Below are 22,539 nucleotides of genomic sequence, written 5' to 3' on the forward strand. Positions count from 1 at the left end.
TCCTTCACTCCTCACACGATTGCTACGCCGAAGTCGGAACAGGCTATTCGTGCTTGCGGACTGCCTGATAGTTCTATTTTTAATTGTGCTTGGTAACCATGCAAATTCTTTTGGCTAAATTTGCGCTCTGTCCATAATGGTTCTGACAGTGGTTCGTTCATCTCCAAAATTATTGGTTTGAAGCTTCCATCATCAATTTTTAAAGCTACGGAAACAGTTGCTCCAGCTGGCAGATAAGTTTTAATATGAGCTGAGAGATTAACTGTATCACCATCGCGATTGTTTAGTGGAAACGCACGGCTGATATAGCTAGCATTCTGCTTAATTTCTCCTGCCATTACTTTTACTGGCGCATAAAGAATAGGTGATAGTGTTTTCGTTCCTTTAAGAATAGCGCGTATGGTTACAGTTTCATTAAGATATTCTGATAAACTCAATACTTGTGCAGGTAATAATTGATAGACAGTACCATTCTTGCGTATCACTTCAAATATCACTGAACACTCATTGGATGGCAATTCTACTGCGGCACGAATTTGTAGATCAGAGCAATTTTTCAATTCAATTTCGCCAAGCTCTAATTGTTTTTCAAGATTTTTATATTTAGCTGCAATAATTTCAAAAGCTAAAGCCTCATCTTGGTGTGCTGTCCATGTTTGTGCATTAACTGATGAAAAGCGTGGTCCAACGACATAAGGGTGCATTGTTATCCATTGTTGACGCTCAGTATCAAAGTCACCAAGCTTAGCAAAACTTACAGAGTGCTTATTATCATCAGTTTTAATAACAAAAGCTGATAATGTGCTATTATCTGTGGTAACAGGTAAGTTGTAGTATGCTGTCATCCAGTTTGTTGTAGCGTCTTTCATTGATACGGTTGCTTGAGCTACAACATCTTGTGTTGGATATCCGTTATCGGTTGTTACTTGCTCGACAATAAGATCATTGTTTTTATTGCCAATTTTGCACACATGAAATCTAACCCCAACAATTTGTCGTGGTTGATCGGGCAAAAATAACTGTGCCTGCGGGTCTGGGTTACTGTACCACCAGCGGCGAATAGTGATATTGCGTCGCATAGTCGCAATATCCACAACACCTTGACCTGTGAACATTGCTAAACCTTTAGCACCGCTCATTCCTTCGACCAAAATTTGCTTCGTACCTGCGGGAATATTTGCGGGAATAGTAAAACTTCCGGCAATTTCACCCTTATCATTACTAACGGTTTTTGTTTTTGGCATTACATCTAAGCCATCAAATGTAAGGCTTTTTAAAATTTCCCCTTTTCCAAAACCGTTAATTTTATATGTGATAGGAATTTGTCGTAGGAATGGTAAATTTTCTTGGTGTTCACCAATTTTTTCATTGTATTCTGTACGCTCTGTTTTTGCTCCTGATCGACTCCCACTAACCCAATAATCATTAATTAAATTTTCTCCCCATTCTGTACGATGTTCTGTCCAAAAATCGGCAATCGGATTGAGTGTGATTGAAGCTGGTAATGGCTCGAAGTTAGCATAAGGGTTAATTTTCGTGCAGGCAGTTTTTTGTTGCTGACTAATGATAACATCTTCGCTCCAATCTAATGTAGCAGGAGCATCAAGAGATAGCGTATAAAATGTAGTCTTAATTGGCAATTCAAGTACACCATTCCCCACACTTGCATCTTGTTTAGTCCCCAAATCTCGGTTTGATTGATCAATAAATCCATCAACAAATATGCCTTTTTTAACCATGGGATCTTTAGCGTTAATACCAGATTTTATCCGCTCTAGTTGCACAATACGATCTAGATCATCAAGATGCTTGATAACGCGCTGTAAATCTGAATAAGGGATAGAACGAAACGCGTCGTTTTTTATAACTGGCGTATTCATCCAATCATTATGTATGCTTGCTAATGATAAGACATTGCTTGGTACTTGTGGTGTAAGAGGCTGATTTGGTGCTGACAATCCTTTAATGTAAACAGCGCTACCGTCTTCCAGAAGTCCGATACGATCAATTCGTGGCATTTTCCATGTATAGCTGACAATAATATCACCATCTTCAGCACCGCCGCTTACTGTAATTTCGGTAGAAGTTTGGTTTGTTGCTTCTACTTTATCACGATAGCGATAAGTTACACGATAAGTTGATCCGCTTTTGGGTTCTTTCCCTGCTAAGCTCCAGTCGATAATATTCCCACGCATGGTAAAATCAACATTTTCTTTAAATTCTGCTGTGCCTTGAACTACTTTTAACACGCTAACAATGGAGCTGTCGGGTAAAGAATCTTGTCCAAAAGCTATGGCACCACGGGTAACAGTCGCTGTTTTTTCTTTGGTGAGAAGAATAGATTTAATCTCTGCAATTGGTGTTTTATTTAGGGAAAAACGAAAGTTTGTTTCATTGCCTTTGTAAATATGCGTTTCTCCTGGAACAAAAGCTTCATCCCATTTTTCATTTTCAGCTAGTCGCAGGCTGGCATGGCGAACAGATTTGCGTCCGTTAATATTGGCTTCACCTTCTTGAATGGTGAATATTTGTGCGCCTTTGTTGTGACCAAGGGCAGTAACATAGCAACCTTTGACTACGTAATGTCCATGAGCACGGTCATAAGCAGCAATGGCGTTAATAGCTGGTTCTAATAAAGATGGACCTTTTTGATCCAAGATTGTGCCATCTTGTAAAACATAAACAGAATAAAATTCACCATTTCTGTTTTCATTTGGATGTATCCACTGAATCTCTACGATTTCACGCGCTGCTCCAGGCTCGCCTTCAGCTAAACTTCCAAGCTCTTGACCAAGTAAGCTTGGGTCATCTAGGTGTGTAATAAATTTGCGTGTCAAATGTACGCCAATCTCAATACGTCCAGACATTGGTATATTTTCCAGCACGCATTCTTTTACGGGAAAGATATCGCCAGCAAGAGCAATTTTTCCTGCTGATAATGTTACCTTAGCGCGAGCAATATCAACAATTGCTGTAGCACCTTCAATGCGATCACCATCTTTAGCAACAAGCTTTCCCAAGCGGTCATGGCGTCCACGGATAATAGTTTGCATTTCATTGAGTTCAGCTTTTTGTAATAAGGCATTTCTACCATAAAATACTACAGATTGTTGTTCAGGATGACCTTTAGCACGATCAAAGGCATTTTCTAAGTTGCTCTCATGGTTACGCATCAGAACCTCACAAGAATTTTGATTTGCTCACGCACAGTGGCACGTAATGGTAAGGAAAGGGGGGTGGTAATAATAGAAATGCCACCTGTTAATTGTTGCGGTGTGAGCCATAATGTTCCAATAGGGGTATCACCGACCAATTTTGGCTCAACAATTACCTTTATGTGCGATAAATGACTCACGCAATCATTAAAATCTGTCATGGCTTCTAAGTATAAATATTCGCCAGACGATGATGCTTGATAAGCTTGATTTTTGAAGTGATAAGCACCATCGATTGCTAAATTAACTGCACGAGAAGAACGGATACGACGATAACCAATCAGTGTATTGTCGCTATCATAAAATGCTAAATAACAAATTTTTTTGTTAAACCAGCTTGCCATCAAGATTCGACGTGCACGTGCACCTGTATCAATCCATGGAAATTTAGCTGTCACCCATGGGTAGTGCATATTTACCCATTTCAAATCATCTTCACTTAGAGGCAACCAATTACCAAGTCGTTTGCCTTCGTTTTCACTGAGCGTGTGTTCAATTTCTGTTGTGCGACCAAAGGACCATTGCGCATTACCAAATTTTATCCCACTTTCAAAATCCAACATGGCATTATCTAAAACACTATGGTCTGCAATGAAAGCGGGGGCATCATACCCACAAATTCCACGTCGAAAATCTGAACGTAGACAAGACGATAAAGCGATAAGTGCTGTTAAAGATGTTAAATTTGCATCATCTTTGGGAAAATTTGTAAAGTTAAGCTCAAAACTGTTCCACCATTGGCGTGTTGGTAATGCTGCTTGAAAAGTGGCTTCTAAATCTAACCAACTTAACGCTTGAATTAGAGCGGCAAGAGAACCACGTTGCTTTTGCCATTTTATACCATCCTCAATTAACTGATAAATATTTGGTAAATAAGGGATAAGCTCACTTAAACCGTACTCATCAATTAGATATGGGAGGATTGAGGCGGGTTTTGTAATTAATTTTGTTCGTGCAATTTCAGAAATTGCATCATCCAACAATGGTGCAGAAAATACGCTTTGTACTAAAGCTTCTTCAAAAGCTGTTGTATGAGGAATAGGAAGCGAAATTGCCATCTTATGAACCTATATTCTCATAATGCTTGTCCAGCAAAATTCAGTGTGATTTTGCCAATTGCTACAGCTTGGCTCTCATCTACGAAATAGTCTTTTATTGGATAAATTGGCTCAATTCGTTGAACACCATCCAGCATTAATTTGGATATCCAAAAGCTTAGAGTGAGGTTACGTCCAAGTCCTTGAATATTTGACCATTCTTTACGCAAATTTTGTTCCATTAATTTTAGGATTTCAGGATTAGTTTCGGGTGTTAGATAAACATTAGCGATAATATTTACGGTTTCGCACACAGCTGAATGAACATGAAGCACATCATTCGTCATGATGATATTGGGAGCATTTAAATATGAGCTAACTAAATCAAGTAATGCCTTATCGGCGGAGCCATCAACATTGTCGCCAAATATTGCGATGTGAACAATAGGGCTTTTGCCGCGGCGATAAGCTATCGCATCACGTACACGATTTGAAGCGCTAAGAGCATGAAATCGATAACGTGGACTTGTGCCACCAGATGATGATCCTTGTCGAAAAAGACGAATGCGAGTGCGGTAGCGTTCATCTTCTTCGTTATCCAATCGCTTTACACCGTGCCAGTCACCTAAGTGATCGAGATCAGTGCCACTTGCGTAGCTTAATAAGTTAGCGCGTGCTGCATTGTTAATGCGTGTGCGCAACAGAAATTCTCGATAACACAACGCTTCAATAACCTTAATAGCAGGGTCACTTTCTAAGGCGATGTAGTCTGGCTGTAAACGTTTAAGGCGTGTAATTGCATCGGCACGAATTTCTTCATAAGAAAGTTCTTGAATAACGGAAGGCGGAGGAAAATTTGAGAGCTCTGTATTTTTAAGCTTTTGACTTACTATTTTATTCATCTTAGTGCTATATCATCAAGGATAATTTTCTGATTAGTTGGCAAGTAAACGCCATCGAACCTCAATATAATCTTCCCATCATTGGCACTTTTATCACGTTTAATAATCACTTTTTTTAAAACTAAGCGTGGTTCATATGCGCCCAATGCTGTTGCTATGGCTTGTACCATATTTACAGAAAAGTTATCGTTTTGCGGATTATCAATGAGATCAGCTACATTTGCACCGTAGTTACGCCGCATGATGCGAGTTCCAACTCGTGTCATCAAAATATCAATGATTGATTGGCGTAAATGCTCAATTCCTGTAATGGGCTTTCCTGTCATGTGACACATACCAGTGCCAGTGATATGAACTGGTTTCATTGAGGTTCTCTTGTTAAGCCAATACCGTTTTTTACACCGCCATGACGGTGTGTTGATCCAACATCACGCCCATTATGAGTAAGTTTAGACGCATCAATTGTTACTTTGTCACTTGCACTGAATATTAAGTTATTATTGCTTTTAAATACGATATTTTGATCACTTTGAAATTCAATTCCGTTAGGAGCAGAAAATTTCAATATACCATCCTTTGCCACAATTTGTGCTCCACCACTAATTTCCAGTTTGAATTTGCCTCCTTGTACAAGCTTGACGACTAGTGTGTGTTCATTATCATCGTAATCGATTTGGGTTCCATCAGCATAAATTGTGCGATTCAAATGTCTTTGATCAGCTGCTTGAGTTTTGGTAGTTGGAATTGCTCCAATGATAACTGCTTGTGTTAAATCACCAGAAGGTGAAGCTAGTAATACTTGTTCTCCAATATCACGCCCACTCCAACTTTGGGTTTTTCCAGCACGCACTTGGCAGTCTGGTAACCAATTAGTTAACAGTGCACCTGACTGAACACGATAGCGACCATTTTTATAATCAACCTCGCTAATGTTGCCGATAACAATTTGCCCAGAAACACGTCGCTTTAAATCAGTTATTTGCGCTGCCGTTTTTTCAAACATTTATTTCCCTTGCATCACTAGGGTCGTATTCAGTCAAATACTCAAATTCAAAGTTTAAATCTACGGCATAAATTGGGAGTTCTCCTTGCATGCTAAAGCTAAATTCTGTTGATACAAATTTACTCGCGGAAACCAATCCACCAAGACGAGGATTTTTATAAAATGCTTGTTCTACAATCATTGCTAATTTATCAGCGACATCATCCCCTGCGTTTTCAGCAACGCGGCATTCAATTGTAATTGTTGTAGTACGACTGCGTCCACCATTATCAAGTACATATTGTTCATCCATGCGCTCACTATCACTACGCACCAATATACAAGGCAATACCTTCTCATGTACTGGTGCAGTTCGATTGCAAAAAATTTGCACGTCCGTTAGTGAATCTTCAGCCTTTAGCATCTCGACAATATAGTGACGTAATTTTGTGCGATGATGAATATTAGCATCTGATTTCATAAATTGTGACTTTCTTTGTTAAGTGTTACTTTAATTAGGTCGGAAGTGGATTGAAAAACATCAGTAACGCTATAGGTTACTCCTTCAATCATGACATGATCACCAAACGCGGGCTGATAACCGCCAATATCACTCATGCGAATGTCAAGTGCTTTTATTTGAATATTGGTCAGCGTGTTGCCGCTAGAGTTATCCAAATAATGGCTGATTTTTAAAACAGCGTAGATATTTCGCGCTATTCCGTCATCTTTTCTGATATAGGTAACAGGCTGCCCGAATGTATTCACTATAGTTTCATTCATGGTTTTGACAGCGTCATCCCACATCACTGTTCCTTTACGATAACTTCTTAAAAAGGAACTGTACAAAAAACATGCCTAAATCACAGCCGACAAGTGTCATGGGTTGAATAATATTAAAATATAGCTATTATAATATTATTAGAATGATATTATCTGGAGTAGACAATGCCAAAGGCTTTATATATCCCTGATGAGACAGTAAGAAAGCTAGCTGACGAAGTGAAAAAACAATTTCATTTTAAAAGTTATCGTGAAGCCGCTGAAGTTGCTTTTCGCAAGCTTTTAGATGAAAAAAAAGAGCAAGAAACACCCGCACAAATTATCTCTCGCTTACAAAACTGTACAAAAGAATTTTTAGGCGATGATTATCGCCCTTTGTCTGAAGCAGAAAAAAAGCATTTTTTTGATGATTTAAGTGGGGGAATCTAGTGCTATTTGTTGAACCATCAGCTATTTTAGCCATCTTATTAAACGAGCCTGAAGCTGAATTATTTTTTCTCAAAATCACTCATAGTGAAGAACTCTATTGTTCCGCTATCGGCAAGTTTGAAGTTGTAGCGGGGTTATGCCGAATAAAAGCGGGTCTTGGTAAGCCAGTATCACGGCAAAAAAGTGATGAGGCTATAAAAATAGTTGATGATTTTTTTGACTCTCTCAATATAGCATTATTGCCGTTAGACGAGAATGTAGCGATGAATGCTATTTCAGCTTATCAAGTTTACGGTAAAGGAACAGGGCATAAAGCTAACTTAAATATGGGCGATTGCTTTAGTTATGCTTGTTGTAAAGTGCTTGATGCAGCTTTGCTCTTTAAGGGGAATGATTTTATTCATACTGATGTGAAATGTGCATAAACTCTAGTCCTTCTCGCCGTTTATTATGACGAGAAGGCTAATATTTGTCTTATTATTTTTTAGTTGCGGATACACCTTTCATTAACATTTCTGGGCGTAAGCAAATAAATAATGGGTAAGAAAAAACCTCCGGCTGTACCCAAAATTCACGATCAAGATCATGTACCATTGTGGAATAAAGACTCAGACCAATTTCGTTAACATGAGACCAGCTTTCACCTGGTGCAAAAATTTTCTGAAATACGCCGTCTACATTAACAGGTACAAAGTGCGCTTCATTAGGTTTAACTCCTAAAGCTAGTTTTGTTCCCTCTTTTGCTGTTTCATCATAATCATCAATAGAGTGATAATTATAGAAGAAAATACCTCCGTAATAAAAGTAAGCAAAACTACCAGTACCTACGGGGCTTTCTGTAGCTACACCAAATGCTCTATTAAGATTTTGAGCTTGTGTTGTATTAAGATAAGTTTCGCGAACCATTTTATGACTCGTTAATTTATCAAAAAATGTATCACCACAAAGTGCGATGATCTGAGAGTTAGGCATATACTTATTGCCTGCTTTTCTCTTTATGCTGCGTACAATTTCGCGACAAATCCCCTCAACATTTGTGTTTTCAGTATCTAGATCAAAGTTGATAGCTTTTGGTCTTGGTATTCCCCATTCTTTAAACCAGTCATAAATCACTGTTCCATCAGCATCTAGGACAGCTCCTTTAATGGCTCCTAATTGCATATTTTCCCAAGTCATCTCAATTTCGCGAACGAGTTTATTCTGGTATAAGCTTATAAAATTTATAGCTGTTTGTAATTCATTCGATTTACCAAACGTTCGCATATTTTGAATTTCTGAGGCGTGGAGCGTTGCAGATTTTGCTATGCGCACTGTTTCAAAATTTCGTAAATTACGTTTAATACGTTTGCCAACTTTAATCGGAGCACCTCTAGGAGAAGTTTTGATTAATTCCAATCCTATGTCACGACGTTCAACAGTGGCTATAGTGGTGTCTGTTTCAACGTTTTCAAATATATTTAGCGAACCGATCAAGTCTGGCTGAAACTCATAAAGCTCTAAGGCTTTCGTCATAGATGTATTGGAAAACGCCTCATTTTTAAAAATACTGAAATTCATAAAAAGGCTCCCTTATCGCAAAATAATTTGACGTTCTGCCAAATCATTAATGGCTTTAATTTTTTGTTCAGGCGTTATATCTCGTGGCCAAATTAATGCTTCTGCACTGACAGCAGATAGTCGTGCTGTTACAGTGGCTGGCGTATCGTTTTCGCAAGCATCAACATTATCGTAGCAAATTGCACACGCAACATCTGAGCCATCGCTTTTAGATGGTTCATCGTCTTTTGATGGTTTTGCTGATGGTTTAAGAGCTATATATTTTCCAGTAGCGTGAAGACGTGCCAACACGGTTCCTGCCTCTAATTCTTGTCCTTTTGCAATTATTACTTCTTCGCGGGAAATTGCAATAGAGTCCTCGATTAGATATTCGGCAATCCAAGATCCTTCAGTATATACATACGACATTTTATTTTTTCCCTTTGGCTTTAGCCCACATATTGTTAATTTTAGAAGCACTTACAGATTGAGGCGATGATGAAAAACGATCTCTCCTCTGTGGGGGAATATTGGTAAGTGCATAGCTTTCTCTGTTTTCATGAGCAGCCCACATGACAGCTTTTGCAGCATTTTGTATGCTCAATCCATCTACAACAGCTTGCTTCATGTTAAATGATACACCCATCCTGCTAGCAACTTTGTTAATATGAGCGAGCTTAAGGCATCGTTTCCGTTCTTTTAGAGTCGCATTTTTTGCCAAACTTTTTTTCAATTTGGCATCTCTTTTGCTTTTTGCTTGTTTACTTTGTGGTTCGTCATCGTCAGTGTCGGTGGCTAAAATTTCGTCTTCATCTTCTACATTTGTATCGTTGTCATCGTCGACATCACTGGATTCTTCATCGTTATCGGAGTGACTCGCGTCGTCTATATCTGCTTCAGCCGCAATGTTTTTTAGCTCTTCTTCATTTTCGTCAAGTTCTTCGACGAGTTCATCTTCATTTTCATCGTTTTCGGTGTTGATGTATGGATTATTTTCTTCTTTGTGTTCATCTTCTTCGAGGCATTTTCTTTTTGCGTATTTGTTTTTTGCCATTTTGGATTATCCTCTTTATGTTGGTTGTTATTTATGAGCTTCATCAAGGCATGAAGAGCCATCACTCTGGTACCAATACGGTCACATAGTCCGATGTTTAGGGCTTCTTCACCCATAAAAATTTGTGCTTTGGTAGCGCGGATTTTGTCGACTGTTAGTGGGCGATAGCTCGCTACTAATTCAACAAATTTTTGATAAAGCGTGTCACAATCAGCTTGAATTTTTGAACGAGCATCATCAGACAAGGGTTGGTGAGGATTGGCATCAACCTTATTAGAGCCTGAATAAATATATGTCCAATTTAAGCCAGCCTTCTCATCAGCTTTAGATTGGTCAACATGGGCAGATACTACACCAATAGAACCAAGATCAGCTGTTTGTGTTGCCCAAATTTCTTGTCCAATGCAAGCAATTGCATAGGCTGCGGAGCAAGCCTGTTCATTAACAAGGGAGAAAACTGGTTTTTGATATTTTTGAGCCATAGCACGCAAATCAGTAACAAGATCGAATACACCACCAGCTTCACCGCCACCACTATCAACCTCTAATAGAACAGCTTTGACATTTTCATCGCGCATAGCTTTGTAAAAGCCTGCACGTAAATTTTGATAAGAAGTCAAACCTGATTGTGCCGCTAAAAAGCTATGCCGACGCACCAGTGTGCCAAACACGGGAATAACTGCTATACAATGAGCTTTTTTATATGGAGCTATGGCTTTTTGCTCAATTTTATCAAATTTATGTTCTCCCAAAATGCGAGAGCTTAAACTTGCTAAAACAACATCTAACTTTGTTCTTGTCACCATGAGTGGATGATTAAACAGCATCTGATAAAGGTGAGGAACATCAATCATCTTTATCTCCGATATCTTCTATATTTTCATCATCTTATTTATTATTATCAGGTATTTGGAAATCTGATACAGTGAGCATATGCGGTGAAAAATCTAACCCTAAACGATGTTCATTTGCGCGGTCTGACGCTATTTGACTATCAATGTCGCTAATATCCATGCCTTGTTCGCTCAACAGCTTTCTACGACTGGTAAGACCAAGACGCAAAGCCATTTCATTTGCTGCCATATCCTTAGATGGATCAATCATTTCTAAGGGGGGTGCATGACTTTCAGATTGTAACCAAGGCGTAGGATTTTCATAAAAATTAGGCAAATTAATAACGTTTGACATCTGCGCTAATAGAATAAAACGTTCCCATACAATACGATTTAGCTGGAAAATCAAAACATTAGCGCGCCATTGTCCAACGCGTCGTCTAAATTGAATAATAGATGTTCGCACATTTGAGAAATTACCACGTGTAACATCACCAGTGACGACAGAATAAGGTACACCAAGCCCTGCGCAAATCTTTAATAAATTGCAATATTGGAAAGCATCATAAGAGCCTCCCACTTCTGCGGGGTTTGAAAATTTAATATCACGATCAGCTCCAACGTCTGTTATGGTTCCTGGTTTCCAATTAGGAATGGATTTTTCATGCTTTTCACCTTTTTCTTTTCTTGCAGCATCTGAAAATGGGCTTATGGCATCATGTGAAGGTCCAACCAAAAAACCAGCCAACAATGCTGCTGTTTTTTTGCGCTCTAATTCAGCTTCATCATAAAAATCGAGATTAAAGATTTTTGTAAGTACACGCGTTACCCTTGGAATGCCACGTAGTTGTCCGCTTTGCCGCATTTCTTTTATGTGAATTATATGACTTGCTGGAATCCTCACACGTTCATCGCTATTAAAATTTAATTTAAAGATGCCTGTTTCGTCATAGGGATGCTCTTTAAAAAAATGATAAGCAACTCGGTGTCCTTTTGGGTTGAACTCTATACCCATCCGAATGTAATTGCCTGACTCTTCAGCAGGGCAATTATATTCGACATCAAGCATTTCGCAGGCTAAGACTTCAAGTTTTAGTGGGACATAATCTGATGCACTTTGGTCGCTGTCTATCTCGTCTTGAGGAACCATCAATAAATGGATAAAGCATTCACCTGTTAAAAATACTTCACGTGCAACTTCTTCTTGAATACCGTAAAAATCGTAATTTCGACGGTAATCAGCTCTATCACACCATTGCCACCATAAATCATTTAAGTGATTTGTATATTTTGTAAATCCTTGGATACGCGGGGATGGTTTGACACCATCACCTACTGCCGCAGAAACCCATTCATCAACAGCAGATGAGTAAATGGGATCATTATCATAAAGCCAGCGCGATCGGGAAACGACAGTAGCTCCTGCGGCTTCAATAACACGGTTAAGATGCTCTTGTGGTGTTTCAAGTCCAGAAAGGCGCTCACTATGGCTGCCTGCGCGCAATCGTACTTCTTGATCGCTTGATGGTTTGGCAAATGGATTAAATTTATTAAAAAAAAATGCCATTAATAGCCACTTCTTATTTTAGGAGAGAAGTAGCGAGGATAACCACCTGTGTTATTTAAGGTAGCAATCTCTTCATCCAAAACGCAAAGTGCTTTTTTGAGGTCATCAATAGAGCGGTACATTACTTGTGTTTCACCGTGGCGCACCATCAATTCGCCAGAAAAAATGGTTTCTTCAAGTTTTTTGCGTTTTTCTAATAATGTCGTCAGTTTTTCCTTAATAGAGTCTGACATTTTTTCGATTTTCCCCATTTTTCATGAAAGAACTGACCCTTGATGGGTAGGGGTTCTTCTGTTTTTTCGTCGATGATTTATTAACTATAGCAGGGTTAATCGGGTGATGCCTTTGACTATTGTCAATTTCTTTTAATCTGTTTTCGAGTTTTTCTGCATCTCGGTTTAAATCTAATCCTAGAGCAATTAAGCCTTGCAGAGCAGCATAAGCGTATACGCGGCAATCAAGTGCCTCATTGCGATCTTTGGCGGCTTTTTCCCAACCAACGGTTTTGCGTCCTTTATGATAACGGACAACTTTATATTCACTGGTCAATTGAGCAAAATATTCAAGATCACGATCTATATGAAAATGGCATGCACCAGATCCACTTACATTGGAACCCACTTTTTTGAGACGCGCAGTTATAATCTCTTTGGCAGAGTCTACACCAACGATATAAAGATTAATTCCACCTTTGTTGTTTAACGAGGGAGCCTTTGGCCAAACAGGCTTGGATCCAGGATTCCCTTTAATCCCCCATATGGGATAATTTCGTTCACGCGCTGCTACATATTTGTAAACAGATTGGGTGTTTAGTCCTCCTGTATCGACGCAAGTAGCTGATATAGGAAATCCGTTTTTAAAAGCAGGATGAGGCCAAAGCTTTTTTAAATAAATATCTAATCTTTCCCATACCTCTTCACCTGAAGCATCTCCTTCAATGACTTGGTAGTCAATATTCCAGCTTTCTTCACCAGCACCCCACGCCACTAACTCTAATTCTAGACGATCTGGTTGGACATCTACACCGCATGTTAATGCTAGCGTTTGTGGCGGCAAAATAGGATATTCCTCACGCAAAGCATGAAGTGTGTCAGGTGGGATTGCTTCGTCTTCACGCTCTGACCAAACTTCACCAAGGACAGTATTTACAAATGGCTGAATGAGGGCAGGGTCATGGCGCGCACTAAGAAAATCTCGTGCACATTCACTCCATTTAAACCAAGGGGAGTAAAGCGCTGAAATATGATAAGATCGCAAATTAGAGCGACTAGATTCTTGTGTCGCTATCCAACAAGCACCATTCTCTTCCTTCATTAAGTGTCTTTTGCGATGTTCAGGATGTTCGTGACCACATTCACGGCAAACAAATACAGCTTTTTCAGGCTCTCCTTTTGGCCATTTGATACTTGCCCATACAATAGGCTGGAGTACTCCACATCCTTCACAACCAACATGATAAAGCCTCTTATCGCCTTTATTGTATTCGGCATTAATACGGCTAGTAGCTTGGTTTGCAGGCGTTGAGAGAAGAAATATTTTTCGCCCAATAAAGTTTGCTGTACGCTTAATAGCAAGTTGAACAGGATCACCTTCGTTATCAACATTTGTTGGATAAGCATCGACCTCATCTAAGATCAAATACCTAATTGGCATAGAACGTAAGCCGGCAGCTGAATTTGCACCTGTCAAAAGCAATACGCCGCCATCAAATTCTTTAGATAACATGGTGTTGCCTGAGTCACGCGAGCGTGGTGGTGCAATCCGTTCAGACAAAACTGGACTATTGCGTATCATTGGTTCGAGACGCGTTTTTGAGAGTTTTTTAACTGTATCAACGGTTGGCATAACATAAAGTGCAGGACCGGGTGCATGATGGATTGCATAGCCACAAAAATTCATTCCTGCTTCTGACATTCCGATTTGTGCACCTTTCATTACTATTGTCGTTTCAATAGGTGAATAGACAGACAAATTGTCCATAATTTCACGCAAATAAGGTGTCCGTGATGTTCTCCAGAGTCCAGGCTCGGGTGATGATACCGTGGCTAAATGGCGGTTCTTGTTAGACCATTGTGATACTGTCCATGCTGGGTCTGGTCTTCTTGCTTCCAGCGCATATTCTAAGAACATATTATAGCCATCAGCTGTAATAGCGTCTAAACCGTCCACTTCCATTTAATCTTCCTCGTTTTCACGATCAAGAAATGGTTCAGGGATATTAAGTGCTTCCGTCAAAGATGAGCGCACAAATTTCTCTAAAACTGGAATTAAAATTGCAGGATCAATACTAACCTCGGCAGCAATCTCAGCACCGTAACGGGCAGGGAAGGCTAATACAGCATCACGATGACTACGAGCAAAGTTACGAGCCGCTTTTCGTACATCAGCAAGTTTTACGGTAGTTCGCTGTTTTTCGGTTAACTCAACCTTTGCTAATGCAATGTCGATAAGCTTCTTTTTTAGATTAGCTGAACTAATAGTGTTTTGGTCAAGCTCTTGGTCAATAACGTTATCTGTGATGAAGTTAGGATTTGCGCGTTTTGCTTTAGCAATTGCATCAACAGAAGAGATTTGAAGCCATACCTTAGTGGCCATATCTTCATTGAGAGAGTTGTCTGGATAAAGCGCTTCATCTAAATAGCCTTTCTCAATACGCGAGCGCACTGCATTAAAATGAACTCCCATCTTTTTAGCAAACGCATTGGTTGAAATGCCTTTGCGACCTTTAAGTTTTTTACCAGTTGTCCCTGAACTTTTTTTTCGACCTATCATGTTTAAAGTTTTTAAGAGTGATGCTTATAGGTCTTTGATTTTATCTGGTCTAAATCCCGCCCAATGTTGAGATTCAGTTACAACAACAGGGAGGCGTGAATAACCAAGAGATTGAATATATTCGTAAGCTTCTTCGTTTTGAGTTACGTCAATCATTTCATAAGTTAACTCGCGTGCATTTAACGCCTTGTAAGTCATCGTGCATTGCACACAATCGGGCTTACTATAGATTTTTATCATTTATTGCCCCTTTATTTTCGGCAAAAATTAAAGCCAAAAAAAAATCAATAAAATAAATATTTTAGCAATATAAAAATTTTCTGACGGTAGAAAAATATCGCGCTGCTCAACCGTGTTCGACCCTACCCCCTCTGGGAAGTACCTTTTTATTAAAAACTCTAAATAAAAAGTAAAATTTAGCGATTTTCATAATGTATCGATTGCTTTATTCAATTTGTTGACGACATTTCGTTCAAGTATATTTTTAGTATAATTACTTATTTTTTCTTGAATATTACTTTTTTCAAGTACTTTAGTTACAGAAATACCTTTAACTTTTCTTATACCATATCCTAAATATGTTCCATTTTTACTTTTAATTCTTCTAGTTTTACTTTCAGATTTCTTAAAAATATTTCCACCTCCAACTTTAAGAGGTGTTCTGTTTGGAAATTTTCCACCCATATGAAAAGCCCCCCTATACATACGATCCTCTCCTGAAATTTTTATGATAGTACCGTTTTGGAGTTGTTCTTGGTGAGAAAATATTCGCAAAGGCAATCTATTGGTATCACCAGTGACTATAGCGTTCATTTCATTGGTTATAGCTTTTTTTGTTACATTAATCTCTTTTGCTACACGATATTTGCTTTCTTTAGATACACCAAGTTTTTCAGCAACAAGGTTAGTAGACTTTCGTTTTAAAGCGGTGGCAGTTGCATTAATAGCACTAACGAGCGTGCGTTGAAGCTTTGGTTCTTGAAGTTGATACATCAAGTCCTGAATACCATCATCATCAATTTTGAAAATGATTTCCATACAGTGATCTCAGATATGATTTCAATTTTGTAATCAATCTATCATATTGGTGACAAAAAAGTCAACAAAATAATCAAATGTATGAAAATTTCTTGTTGTATGAAACCAAAATCAATTTTATACACATTTTCATACATCAAAAAATCCAGCTTTTTCTAGCTCTCTAGCCTTATATGTATAAAAATATAAAAAATAAATAATATATATATATATATATGTGTGTGTGCATGCGCGCGCATACGCGTATGCGTGTACGCGCATTATGGGGCTATCTTTTTTTAAAAATTTTCATATTTTCATACATATTCAAGTATCTATTTGAAATATATAAATAAAATATGTATGAAAATGTGTATGAAATTGATGTATGAAATAAAATGTATGAAAATTTTAGCTATAATAGGGGGATAATAAAGGTGCTATGATTAAATAATTATCTTTGTATGAAATATAAAATTAGGTAAAATTTTAATTGCTAATTTTGTTATAAAATAGTAATCATTATACATGAAAAGATTACTTAAACTTACGTCATACCCCGATGCAGCTAATTGGTTCGGCTTTGATAATGAAGATGAATGGTTAGAAAATCGTGCACACCATATTACTGCAACTGCAAGTTCTGCATTGTTTGGCGTTTCACCTTATATGACAGAATTTGATTTGTACCATCAGCTTGCTGGGAATGTGTCACCAAAATTTGTTGAAAATGAACGCATGTTATGGGGTAAGCGCTTACAGAAGTCCATTGCTCAAGGTATTTGTGATGATAATGGTTGGAGACTTGTTAGTGACCATCCCTTTCTTTATGCTGAAAGTGTTGCACATCCACGTATTGGTTGCTCGCCTGATTACATTATTTGGGATGATAAAAATCCAGAGCGTGGTTATGGATGCTTAGAAATAAAAAATGTCGATAATTTTATTGCCTATCAACAATGGGAAGATGAAGAGGCACCAGCTCATGTTGAATTTCAGTTACAGCATCAAATGGGTGTTTGTGGGTTTTCATGGGGAGTTATTGGTGGATTAATTGGTGAAAATGAAGCGAGAGTTCTTATTCGTGAAGCAGATAAAGAGGCAATAGAGGCTATTTTTTCTGCATGTAATGCTATGTTTACGAGAGTAAAAATCGGAAACCCTCCGCTAGCAGATTACTTAGCTGATTATGATACGATCCGTAATATTTATCGTCATAGTGAAAAAGGGAGCTCAATTGATTTAGATGCGCCAATTCAAAATATTGATGTTGATGAAATAGAAATCTTGATAGCAAAAAAATATCAAGCAGATACAGCTCTTAAGTTAGCCAAAAATGAGCAAAAACGCGCTAATGCTGCTTTGCTTAACGCCATTGAAGATACTGAAACGGTTATTGGACGAGGGTGGAAAGTAAGTGCCCCAACAATATCAAAAGCTGCATATACGGTAAATTATCCAGAGACAACATATCGTCATTTACGTGTCTCTAAACTTAAAGAAAAAGGAATTTCCTCATAATGAATATACAATCACAAGCTGTGGCACCAATTTCACAAAGTGAAGTGCAAACAATTGATCCCTTAGTTCCACCACAATTAAAAGGGGCAGGTATTTTTTCAGATATGAAGTTTTTTGAAGATGCTCAACGCATATGCAAAATGCTTGTAACTTCAACTTTAGTTCCAAAACAATATCAAGGAGTGAATAATATTGGAAACGCCATGATCGCGCTTGATATAGCCAAACGTATGGGTATTTCGCCTCTTATGGTTATGCAAAATTTACATATCATCAACGGTAGACCAAGTTGGTCATCAAGCTTTATTGTATCTGTTCTTAATATTTCAGGACTTTTTTCACCACTTCGTTTTAGAATAAAGGATATTGGATCATTTAAAAATCGTCAAGCTCAAGAAATTGTTCATGCAACCAATAAATCATATGTTGCTTATGCTGTTGAAAAAAGTACTGGTCGAGTTTTGGAAGGAACAGAAGTTACCTTAGAGATGGCCATTATGGAAGGGTGGTACGGTAAAGACGGTTCTAAGTGGAAGACAATGCCAGATCAAATGGGCTGTTATCGTGCAGCAGCATTTTTTGGGCGTCTTTACGCGCCGAATCTTCTGAATGGGGTATATGCAGAAGATGAAGTGTTGGATATCTCAGATAATAAATATCAAGTTATTACAGTAGAAACAGAAGAAGAAAATAAAAATAGTCAGCAGATAATTAAACGCTCTAAGGGTGTGCAGGCAGCTTTAAAAAAGAAAGCTGCTCCCCAATATACACCATCCATCCAAGAAAATATTGTAGAGGCAACGGTAGAAGAGATTTTTCCCATTCAAAAACAGGTTGTGCCTGAAGTGGCTGCAATAATGGCGAAAGATATCAATGATGACAAAAACGATATTTCATCTGATCTAATCATTGATGATTATTAACACTGAATAAGAGATTTTAAAAGGCGGAAAAGATAAGGTTAATTGCAGCAGAGATAAGCTTGTCTGCATAATGATGTTAAGGGAGAAAAATTTGAATAATCTTTCCGTTAAAAATGAAAAGAGTTTTCAGGCATCATTAATCCAATCAGTTTCATCACCAGTGTCATTTTCTGATGTGAAAGAAATTAAACTGACTGATCGTCATGAAATTATGAAAGCCATTATGCAGGCACGCATCGAGAAGGGAATGACGCTTATAGATGTTGCGTGGACTTCAGGTGTATCATGGGATGCAGTACGCAGTTGGTATCATGGGCGCCGCGAACCTAAAATGGGAAATCTCGTTGCAGTTGCGCAAACTCTTGGTTTAGAAATTATCCTACGCAAAAAACAAGAAGAAAAAATTCTTTCTAAAATCACTTAGCCATTATCACGAATCAATATCACAAACTGTTGCGGTTTATCCTCATAATCACTGCTTAAAATCGGATATTGATTTGATACCTTAGTGAATCGACTATTCAGATATAGCCATCTTTATACACTTTCCAACAACCTTGCTCGGGTGCCCCGTAGGGTGCCCCGCAGCTAAAAAATCTTTTCTTATAATTGAAAAAAAACTGCTAAGTTATTGATTTTATTGGTGCCCCCAGAGAGACTCGAACTCCCGACCCCCTGATTACAAATCAGGTGCTCTACCAACTGAGCTATAAGGGCATAGCAACATGTGCAGTAGCATAAACTTACAAAAAGGGAAACAAAAAATTGTCAATTTTTGTACATATTTTTTAAATTTATATCACAGATTATAAAGTAATCAGCTTTTTACTCCTTAATCATCTTTTGTAAATAACATTTTACTACTCCTATACTACATTTAGTAGAGGATGTTGGTAAAATGAATCATTTTATTTATCAGGTTATGAATCTGAAATTTCTGATTTGTTAGAAAGATATTTTTCTAGCCAATGAATATGGTAATTACCATCTGTAACATCTTGGTTGCTAATGAGGTCGCGAAAAAGAGGCAAGGTGGTTTTGATTCCATCGACTACAAATTCATCTAAAGCACGTCGTAAACGCATCATGCATTCTAAGCGTGTACGTCCATGAACAATCAGTTTTCCGATTAAACTATCATAATAAGGTGGGATACGGTAACCTGAATAAGCACCTGAATCAACACGAATTCCCAAACCTCCAGGTGTATGAAAATGTGTAATGGTTCCTGGCGATGGGGTAAAGTTATTGGGATCTTCCGCATTAATACGACACTCAATAGCATGACCAGAAAAGCAGACGTTATCTTGTGTAACTGAAAGTCCTTGGCCAGATGCAATATGAATCTGTTCATGAACTAAATCTATACCCGTAATTGCTTCAGTTACAGGGTGTTCAACCTGTAAACGAGTATTCATCTCGATAAAGTAAAATTCACCATTTTCATAAAGAAATTCAATGGTACCTGCACCACGATACCTAAGTTCTGCACAGGCTTTTGCAACAATATCACCAATTTTTTTTCGTTCAATTTCATTAAGTGCAGGTGAATTAGCTTCTTCCCATACTTTTTGATGACGTCGCTGAAGTGAACAATCACGATCTCCTAAATGGATGGCATTTCCTGCTCCATCACCTACGACTTGAATTTCAATATGGCGTGGTTTTTCTAGATATTTTTCAATATAAATTGCATCATTACCAAAAGCAGTTGCTGCTTCTGAGCGGGTTGTTTTTAAAGCTGTAGCAAATTCTTGCTCAGAATGAACAACTTTCATACCACGTCCACCACCACCAGCAGAAGCTTTAATAATAACAGGGTAACCAATTTCATTAACAACACGCAAAGCTTCAGTTTCTTCAGTTATAGCTCCATCTGAACCGGGAACTACAGGAATTCCGAGTTTTTTAGCGGTTTTTTTTGCTTCAATTTTGTCACCCATCATTCTAATATGAGCGGCTGTTGGGCCAATAAATGTAATATCATGAGCTTCTAAAACATCTGCAAATTTTGCGTTTTCAGAAAGAAAACCATATCCTGGATGTACAGCATCAGCTCCTGTAATTTCACATGCAGCAATAATTTGATGAACACTCAAATAAGAATCGCGTGCTGAGGGAGGACCAATGCAAACACTTTCATCTGCAAGACGAACATGCATTGCGTCAGCGTCAGCTGTTGAATGAATGGCTACAGTTTTTATTCCTAATTCTTTGCAGGCTCGTTGAATGCGAAGAGCAATTTCTCCTCGATTCGCAATGAGAATTTTTTGAATCATAATTTCCCCTCGCTTTATTCAACAACAATGAGTGGTTCACCAAACTCAACTGGCTGACCATCTTTAACAAAAATAGCGGTTACCACACCTGAGCGTGGTGATGGAATCTGATTCATCGTTTTCATTGCTTCAATAATAAGTAATGTTTGTCCTTCGGAAACATTTTGTCCTACTTCTACAAAAACTTGTGCATTTGGTGCAGGTGCAAGATATGCTGTACCAACCATTGGAGATGTTATCACATTTTCTGACTCATTTTCTTGTGTCGATACTTCATGTTCTGCGGTTAAAGGGGGAGTAGTTGTAATAACAGTAGGAGTGGAAATGTGAGGAGGGATTGTTTGTTCGGTAACGATTGAGGTGTTTTGACGTGATACGCAAATACGAAGTCCACCTTGTTCAAGTTCAATATTAGTTAAATTTGTGTCATTCAAAATTTCAGCAAGGTCGCGGATAATTTTTGTATCAATTGCAGTATGTCTCGTCGCATCCATTTTTTTTGTTGCCATTTTTTTTTAACTCCTTTATCCATGAAGCTCCTCACTATTTATTGCTATAACTAAATGTTTTTCGACTACGGATGACCTTTTTGAGGCTTCTAGGAAGGTTTATTTTACTTTTCTGATATTCGCACTGATGATATTTTGCAATTTTGAACTTATATCTGCTATAGAGATTGCACTTATAAACTTGTTCATAGAAAAGAGAAAGCCTAAAATCACTTAAATTTATGGTATTTTTTATAAGATTGATGAGATAAAGAAGATGTTTATTGTGCATTTTCTATCGCATTTTCTAAAATTTTTTGCATTACAGCTCCGATAAATATCTCATTATTTATGAGATAAGAAGGGGTTCCAGTAATACCTAGCGTAGAGGCAATTTGAATATTTTCTTGAAAGGAATTCTGCGGATCGGGTTTTTTCATTGCATGGCGCAATTTTTTTTCGTCAGCTCCTAGTGAAATTGCTATTTTAATGGCTTTAGCCTCATTTGAGCGATTTGGACTGGTTATGAGTGTTTGATAAAATTGATGATATTTTTCTGGCAACTGTTGTCGAAAAGCATAGGCAACGGTATGTGCTGCCATAGAGTCAGGTCCTAAAATTGGCAAATCTTTGATAATTACCCGTAAATCTGGGTATTCTTTTATTAAATTTGTTATGTGTTTATAGGACTTTTTACAATGACTGCAATTGTAATCAAAAAAGACAACAAGTTCTGTTTTACCATTTTGATTTCCAAAAATAGCATCATGAGGGGATTGAAAAATTTCCTTTTTTAATAAATTTATAAAAGAAGCTCGCTTTTCTTTTTGTTTTTCTAGCTTTTCTTGAAGAATAAGCTGCATTTGAATCATAATTTCTGGATTAGTGAGTAGATAGTCTCTAACGATTTTTTGAATATCGTGATCATTAATATGTGTTGCAATCTTTTCTTTAAGCTTAGATAGAAAGACAGGATCTTCTAAAAGTTGTATCTTAAATTTTTCTGAGCTCAAATGATTTGGTGTTTCTTCACTTAATTTTGTGTTCGATAAAGAAGGCGAGCAGATTAAAACGCTCAATATGGTTGTTGCTAAAAATTTTGCAATGAGTTTTTTTTTAAAGTACTGAGACTTGTTAGTCATCTTTATGCTTTCTATTTTTATTGCGACATTATAAAACTATACGGAAAGTATCGCATATA

Annotated in this window: 24 protein-coding genes and 1 tRNA gene; 5 read left to right on the forward strand and 20 right to left on the reverse strand. The window is 37.9% G+C overall.

Going from position 1 to position 22,539, the window contains the following annotated elements; all coding sequences use genetic code 11:
- Positions 1 to 11 precede the first annotated feature (11 nt).
- From V4B18_RS04795 to V4B18_RS04825, 7 genes are read right to left on the reverse strand one after another with little or no spacing between them, the layout of a single operon-like run.
- On the reverse strand, positions 12 to 3,173 hold the full coding sequence (locus V4B18_RS04795) for a DUF4815 domain-containing protein (protein ID WP_455475335.1): 3,162 nt from the start codon (positions 3,171 to 3,173) through the stop codon (positions 12 to 14).
- Positions 3,173 to 4,273 (reverse strand): phage tail protein, encoded by a 1,101-nt coding sequence (locus tag V4B18_RS04800; protein ID WP_455475336.1) that lies wholly within the window; start codon positions 4,271 to 4,273, stop codon positions 3,173 to 3,175. Before V4B18_RS04800 ends, V4B18_RS04795 begins: the two co-directional genes overlap by 1 nt.
- Positions 4,274 to 4,290: 17 nt before the next feature.
- The gene (locus V4B18_RS04805; RefSeq protein ID WP_455475337.1) at positions 4,291 to 5,154 is read right to left on the reverse strand and encodes a baseplate assembly protein; all 864 of its coding nucleotides are present in this window, start codon (positions 5,152 to 5,154) and stop codon (positions 4,291 to 4,293) included.
- Positions 5,151 to 5,519, reverse strand: a complete 369-nt coding sequence (locus tag V4B18_RS04810; RefSeq protein WP_455475338.1) for a GPW/gp25 family protein — start codon at positions 5,517 to 5,519, stop codon at positions 5,151 to 5,153. The genes V4B18_RS04805 and V4B18_RS04810 overlap by 4 nt, the downstream gene beginning before the upstream one ends.
- Positions 5,516 to 6,157: a phage baseplate assembly protein V gene (locus V4B18_RS04815; RefSeq protein ID WP_455475339.1), complete on the reverse strand. Its 642-nt coding sequence runs from the start codon at positions 6,155 to 6,157 to the stop codon at positions 5,516 to 5,518. The genes V4B18_RS04810 and V4B18_RS04815 overlap by 4 nt, the downstream gene beginning before the upstream one ends.
- On the reverse strand, positions 6,150 to 6,617 hold the full coding sequence (locus V4B18_RS04820) for a hypothetical protein (protein ID WP_455475340.1): 468 nt from the start codon (positions 6,615 to 6,617) through the stop codon (positions 6,150 to 6,152). The genes V4B18_RS04815 and V4B18_RS04820 overlap by 8 nt, the downstream gene beginning before the upstream one ends.
- Positions 6,614 to 6,943 carry a head-tail joining protein gene (locus tag V4B18_RS04825; protein WP_455475341.1) on the reverse strand — a complete coding sequence of 110 codons (330 nt, stop codon included), beginning with the start codon at positions 6,941 to 6,943 and terminating at the stop codon, positions 6,614 to 6,616. Before V4B18_RS04825 ends, V4B18_RS04820 begins: the two co-directional genes overlap by 4 nt.
- 141 nt (positions 6,944 to 7,084) lie before the next feature.
- Between V4B18_RS04825 and V4B18_RS04830 the strand changes: the two genes are divergently transcribed.
- Together V4B18_RS04830 and V4B18_RS04835 are read left to right on the forward strand one after the other, a co-directional pair.
- Positions 7,085 to 7,348 carry a hypothetical protein gene (locus V4B18_RS04830; RefSeq protein WP_455475342.1) on the forward strand — a complete coding sequence of 88 codons (264 nt, stop codon included), beginning with the start codon at positions 7,085 to 7,087 and terminating at the stop codon, positions 7,346 to 7,348.
- A complete protein-coding gene (locus V4B18_RS04835; protein ID WP_455475343.1) occupies positions 7,348 to 7,773 on the forward strand; it encodes a type II toxin-antitoxin system VapC family toxin in 426 nt (141 codons plus the stop codon). Before V4B18_RS04830 ends, V4B18_RS04835 begins: the two co-directional genes overlap by 1 nt.
- A gap of 52 nt (positions 7,774 to 7,825) precedes the next feature.
- On the opposite strand, the gene V4B18_RS04840 is transcribed toward V4B18_RS04835, so the two are convergent.
- From V4B18_RS04840 to V4B18_RS04880, 9 genes are all read right to left on the reverse strand, one after another.
- Positions 7,826 to 8,905 (reverse strand): major capsid protein, encoded by a 1,080-nt coding sequence (locus tag V4B18_RS04840; protein ID WP_455475344.1) that lies wholly within the window; start codon positions 8,903 to 8,905, stop codon positions 7,826 to 7,828.
- A gap of 12 nt (positions 8,906 to 8,917) precedes the next feature.
- Entirely contained in the window at positions 8,918 to 9,313 is a 396-nt protein-coding gene (locus tag V4B18_RS04845) for a head decoration protein (RefSeq protein ID WP_455475345.1), read from the reverse strand.
- Between the two features lie 483 nt (positions 9,314 to 9,796).
- Positions 9,797 to 10,792 (reverse strand): S49 family peptidase, encoded by a 996-nt coding sequence (locus V4B18_RS04850; RefSeq protein ID WP_455475346.1) that lies wholly within the window; start codon positions 10,790 to 10,792, stop codon positions 9,797 to 9,799.
- A gap of 34 nt (positions 10,793 to 10,826) precedes the next feature.
- The gene (locus V4B18_RS04855; RefSeq protein WP_455475347.1) at positions 10,827 to 12,338 is read right to left on the reverse strand and encodes a phage portal protein; all 1,512 of its coding nucleotides are present in this window, start codon (positions 12,336 to 12,338) and stop codon (positions 10,827 to 10,829) included.
- A complete protein-coding gene (locus tag V4B18_RS04860) occupies positions 12,338 to 12,571 on the reverse strand; it encodes a phage head-tail joining protein (RefSeq protein ID WP_455475348.1) in 234 nt (77 codons plus the stop codon). The genes V4B18_RS04855 and V4B18_RS04860 overlap by 1 nt, the downstream gene beginning before the upstream one ends.
- Positions 12,555 to 14,513, reverse strand: a complete 1,959-nt coding sequence (locus V4B18_RS04865; RefSeq protein ID WP_455475349.1) for a phage terminase large subunit family protein — start codon at positions 14,511 to 14,513, stop codon at positions 12,555 to 12,557. Before V4B18_RS04865 ends, V4B18_RS04860 begins: the two co-directional genes overlap by 17 nt.
- Entirely contained in the window at positions 14,514 to 15,110 is a 597-nt protein-coding gene (locus V4B18_RS04870; RefSeq protein ID WP_455475350.1) for a hypothetical protein, read from the reverse strand.
- A 24-nt stretch (positions 15,111 to 15,134) separates the two neighbouring features.
- Positions 15,135 to 15,350, reverse strand: a complete 216-nt coding sequence (nrdH, locus tag V4B18_RS04875) for a glutaredoxin-like protein NrdH (RefSeq protein ID WP_455475351.1) — start codon at positions 15,348 to 15,350, stop codon at positions 15,135 to 15,137.
- A gap of 186 nt (positions 15,351 to 15,536) precedes the next feature.
- The gene (locus V4B18_RS04880; RefSeq protein WP_455475352.1) at positions 15,537 to 16,148 is read right to left on the reverse strand and encodes a hypothetical protein; all 612 of its coding nucleotides are present in this window, start codon (positions 16,146 to 16,148) and stop codon (positions 15,537 to 15,539) included.
- Between the two features lie 507 nt (positions 16,149 to 16,655).
- On the opposite strand from V4B18_RS04880, the gene V4B18_RS04885 reads away from it, so the two are divergent.
- The 3 genes from V4B18_RS04885 to V4B18_RS04895 all read left to right on the forward strand — a co-directional run bounded on the left by V4B18_RS04885 (position 16,656) and on the right by V4B18_RS04895 (position 18,995).
- Positions 16,656 to 17,648: a YqaJ viral recombinase family nuclease gene (locus tag V4B18_RS04885; RefSeq protein WP_455475353.1), complete on the forward strand. Its 993-nt coding sequence runs from the start codon at positions 16,656 to 16,658 to the stop codon at positions 17,646 to 17,648.
- On the forward strand, positions 17,648 to 18,571 hold the full coding sequence (locus V4B18_RS04890) for a hypothetical protein (RefSeq protein ID WP_455475354.1): 924 nt from the start codon (positions 17,648 to 17,650) through the stop codon (positions 18,569 to 18,571). The genes V4B18_RS04885 and V4B18_RS04890 overlap by 1 nt, the downstream gene beginning before the upstream one ends.
- Positions 18,572 to 18,662: 91 nt before the next feature.
- A complete protein-coding gene (locus V4B18_RS04895) occupies positions 18,663 to 18,995 on the forward strand; it encodes a helix-turn-helix domain-containing protein (protein WP_455475355.1) in 333 nt (110 codons plus the stop codon).
- Between the two features lie 217 nt (positions 18,996 to 19,212).
- Here V4B18_RS04895 and V4B18_RS04900 read toward each other — a convergent pair.
- The 4 genes from V4B18_RS04900 to V4B18_RS04915 all read right to left on the reverse strand — a co-directional run bounded on the left by V4B18_RS04900 (position 19,213) and on the right by V4B18_RS04915 (position 22,480).
- Positions 19,213 to 19,288: transfer RNA gene (locus V4B18_RS04900), tRNA-Thr, on the reverse strand.
- Positions 19,289 to 19,491: 203 nt separating this feature from the next.
- Positions 19,492 to 20,850, reverse strand: a complete 1,359-nt coding sequence (gene accC, locus V4B18_RS04905; protein ID WP_455475356.1) for an acetyl-CoA carboxylase biotin carboxylase subunit — start codon at positions 20,848 to 20,850, stop codon at positions 19,492 to 19,494.
- Between the two features lie 14 nt (positions 20,851 to 20,864).
- Positions 20,865 to 21,359, reverse strand: coding sequence for an acetyl-CoA carboxylase biotin carboxyl carrier protein (gene accB, locus V4B18_RS04910; RefSeq protein ID WP_455475357.1), 495 nt, complete (start codon positions 21,357 to 21,359; stop codon positions 20,865 to 20,867).
- Between the two features lie 260 nt (positions 21,360 to 21,619).
- Positions 21,620 to 22,480, reverse strand: coding sequence for a DsbA family protein (locus V4B18_RS04915; RefSeq protein ID WP_455475358.1), 861 nt, complete (start codon positions 22,478 to 22,480; stop codon positions 21,620 to 21,622).
- Positions 22,481 to 22,539: the final 59 nt, after the last annotated feature.

The sequence above is a fragment of the Bartonella sp. B17 genome, from assembly GCF_053795755.1.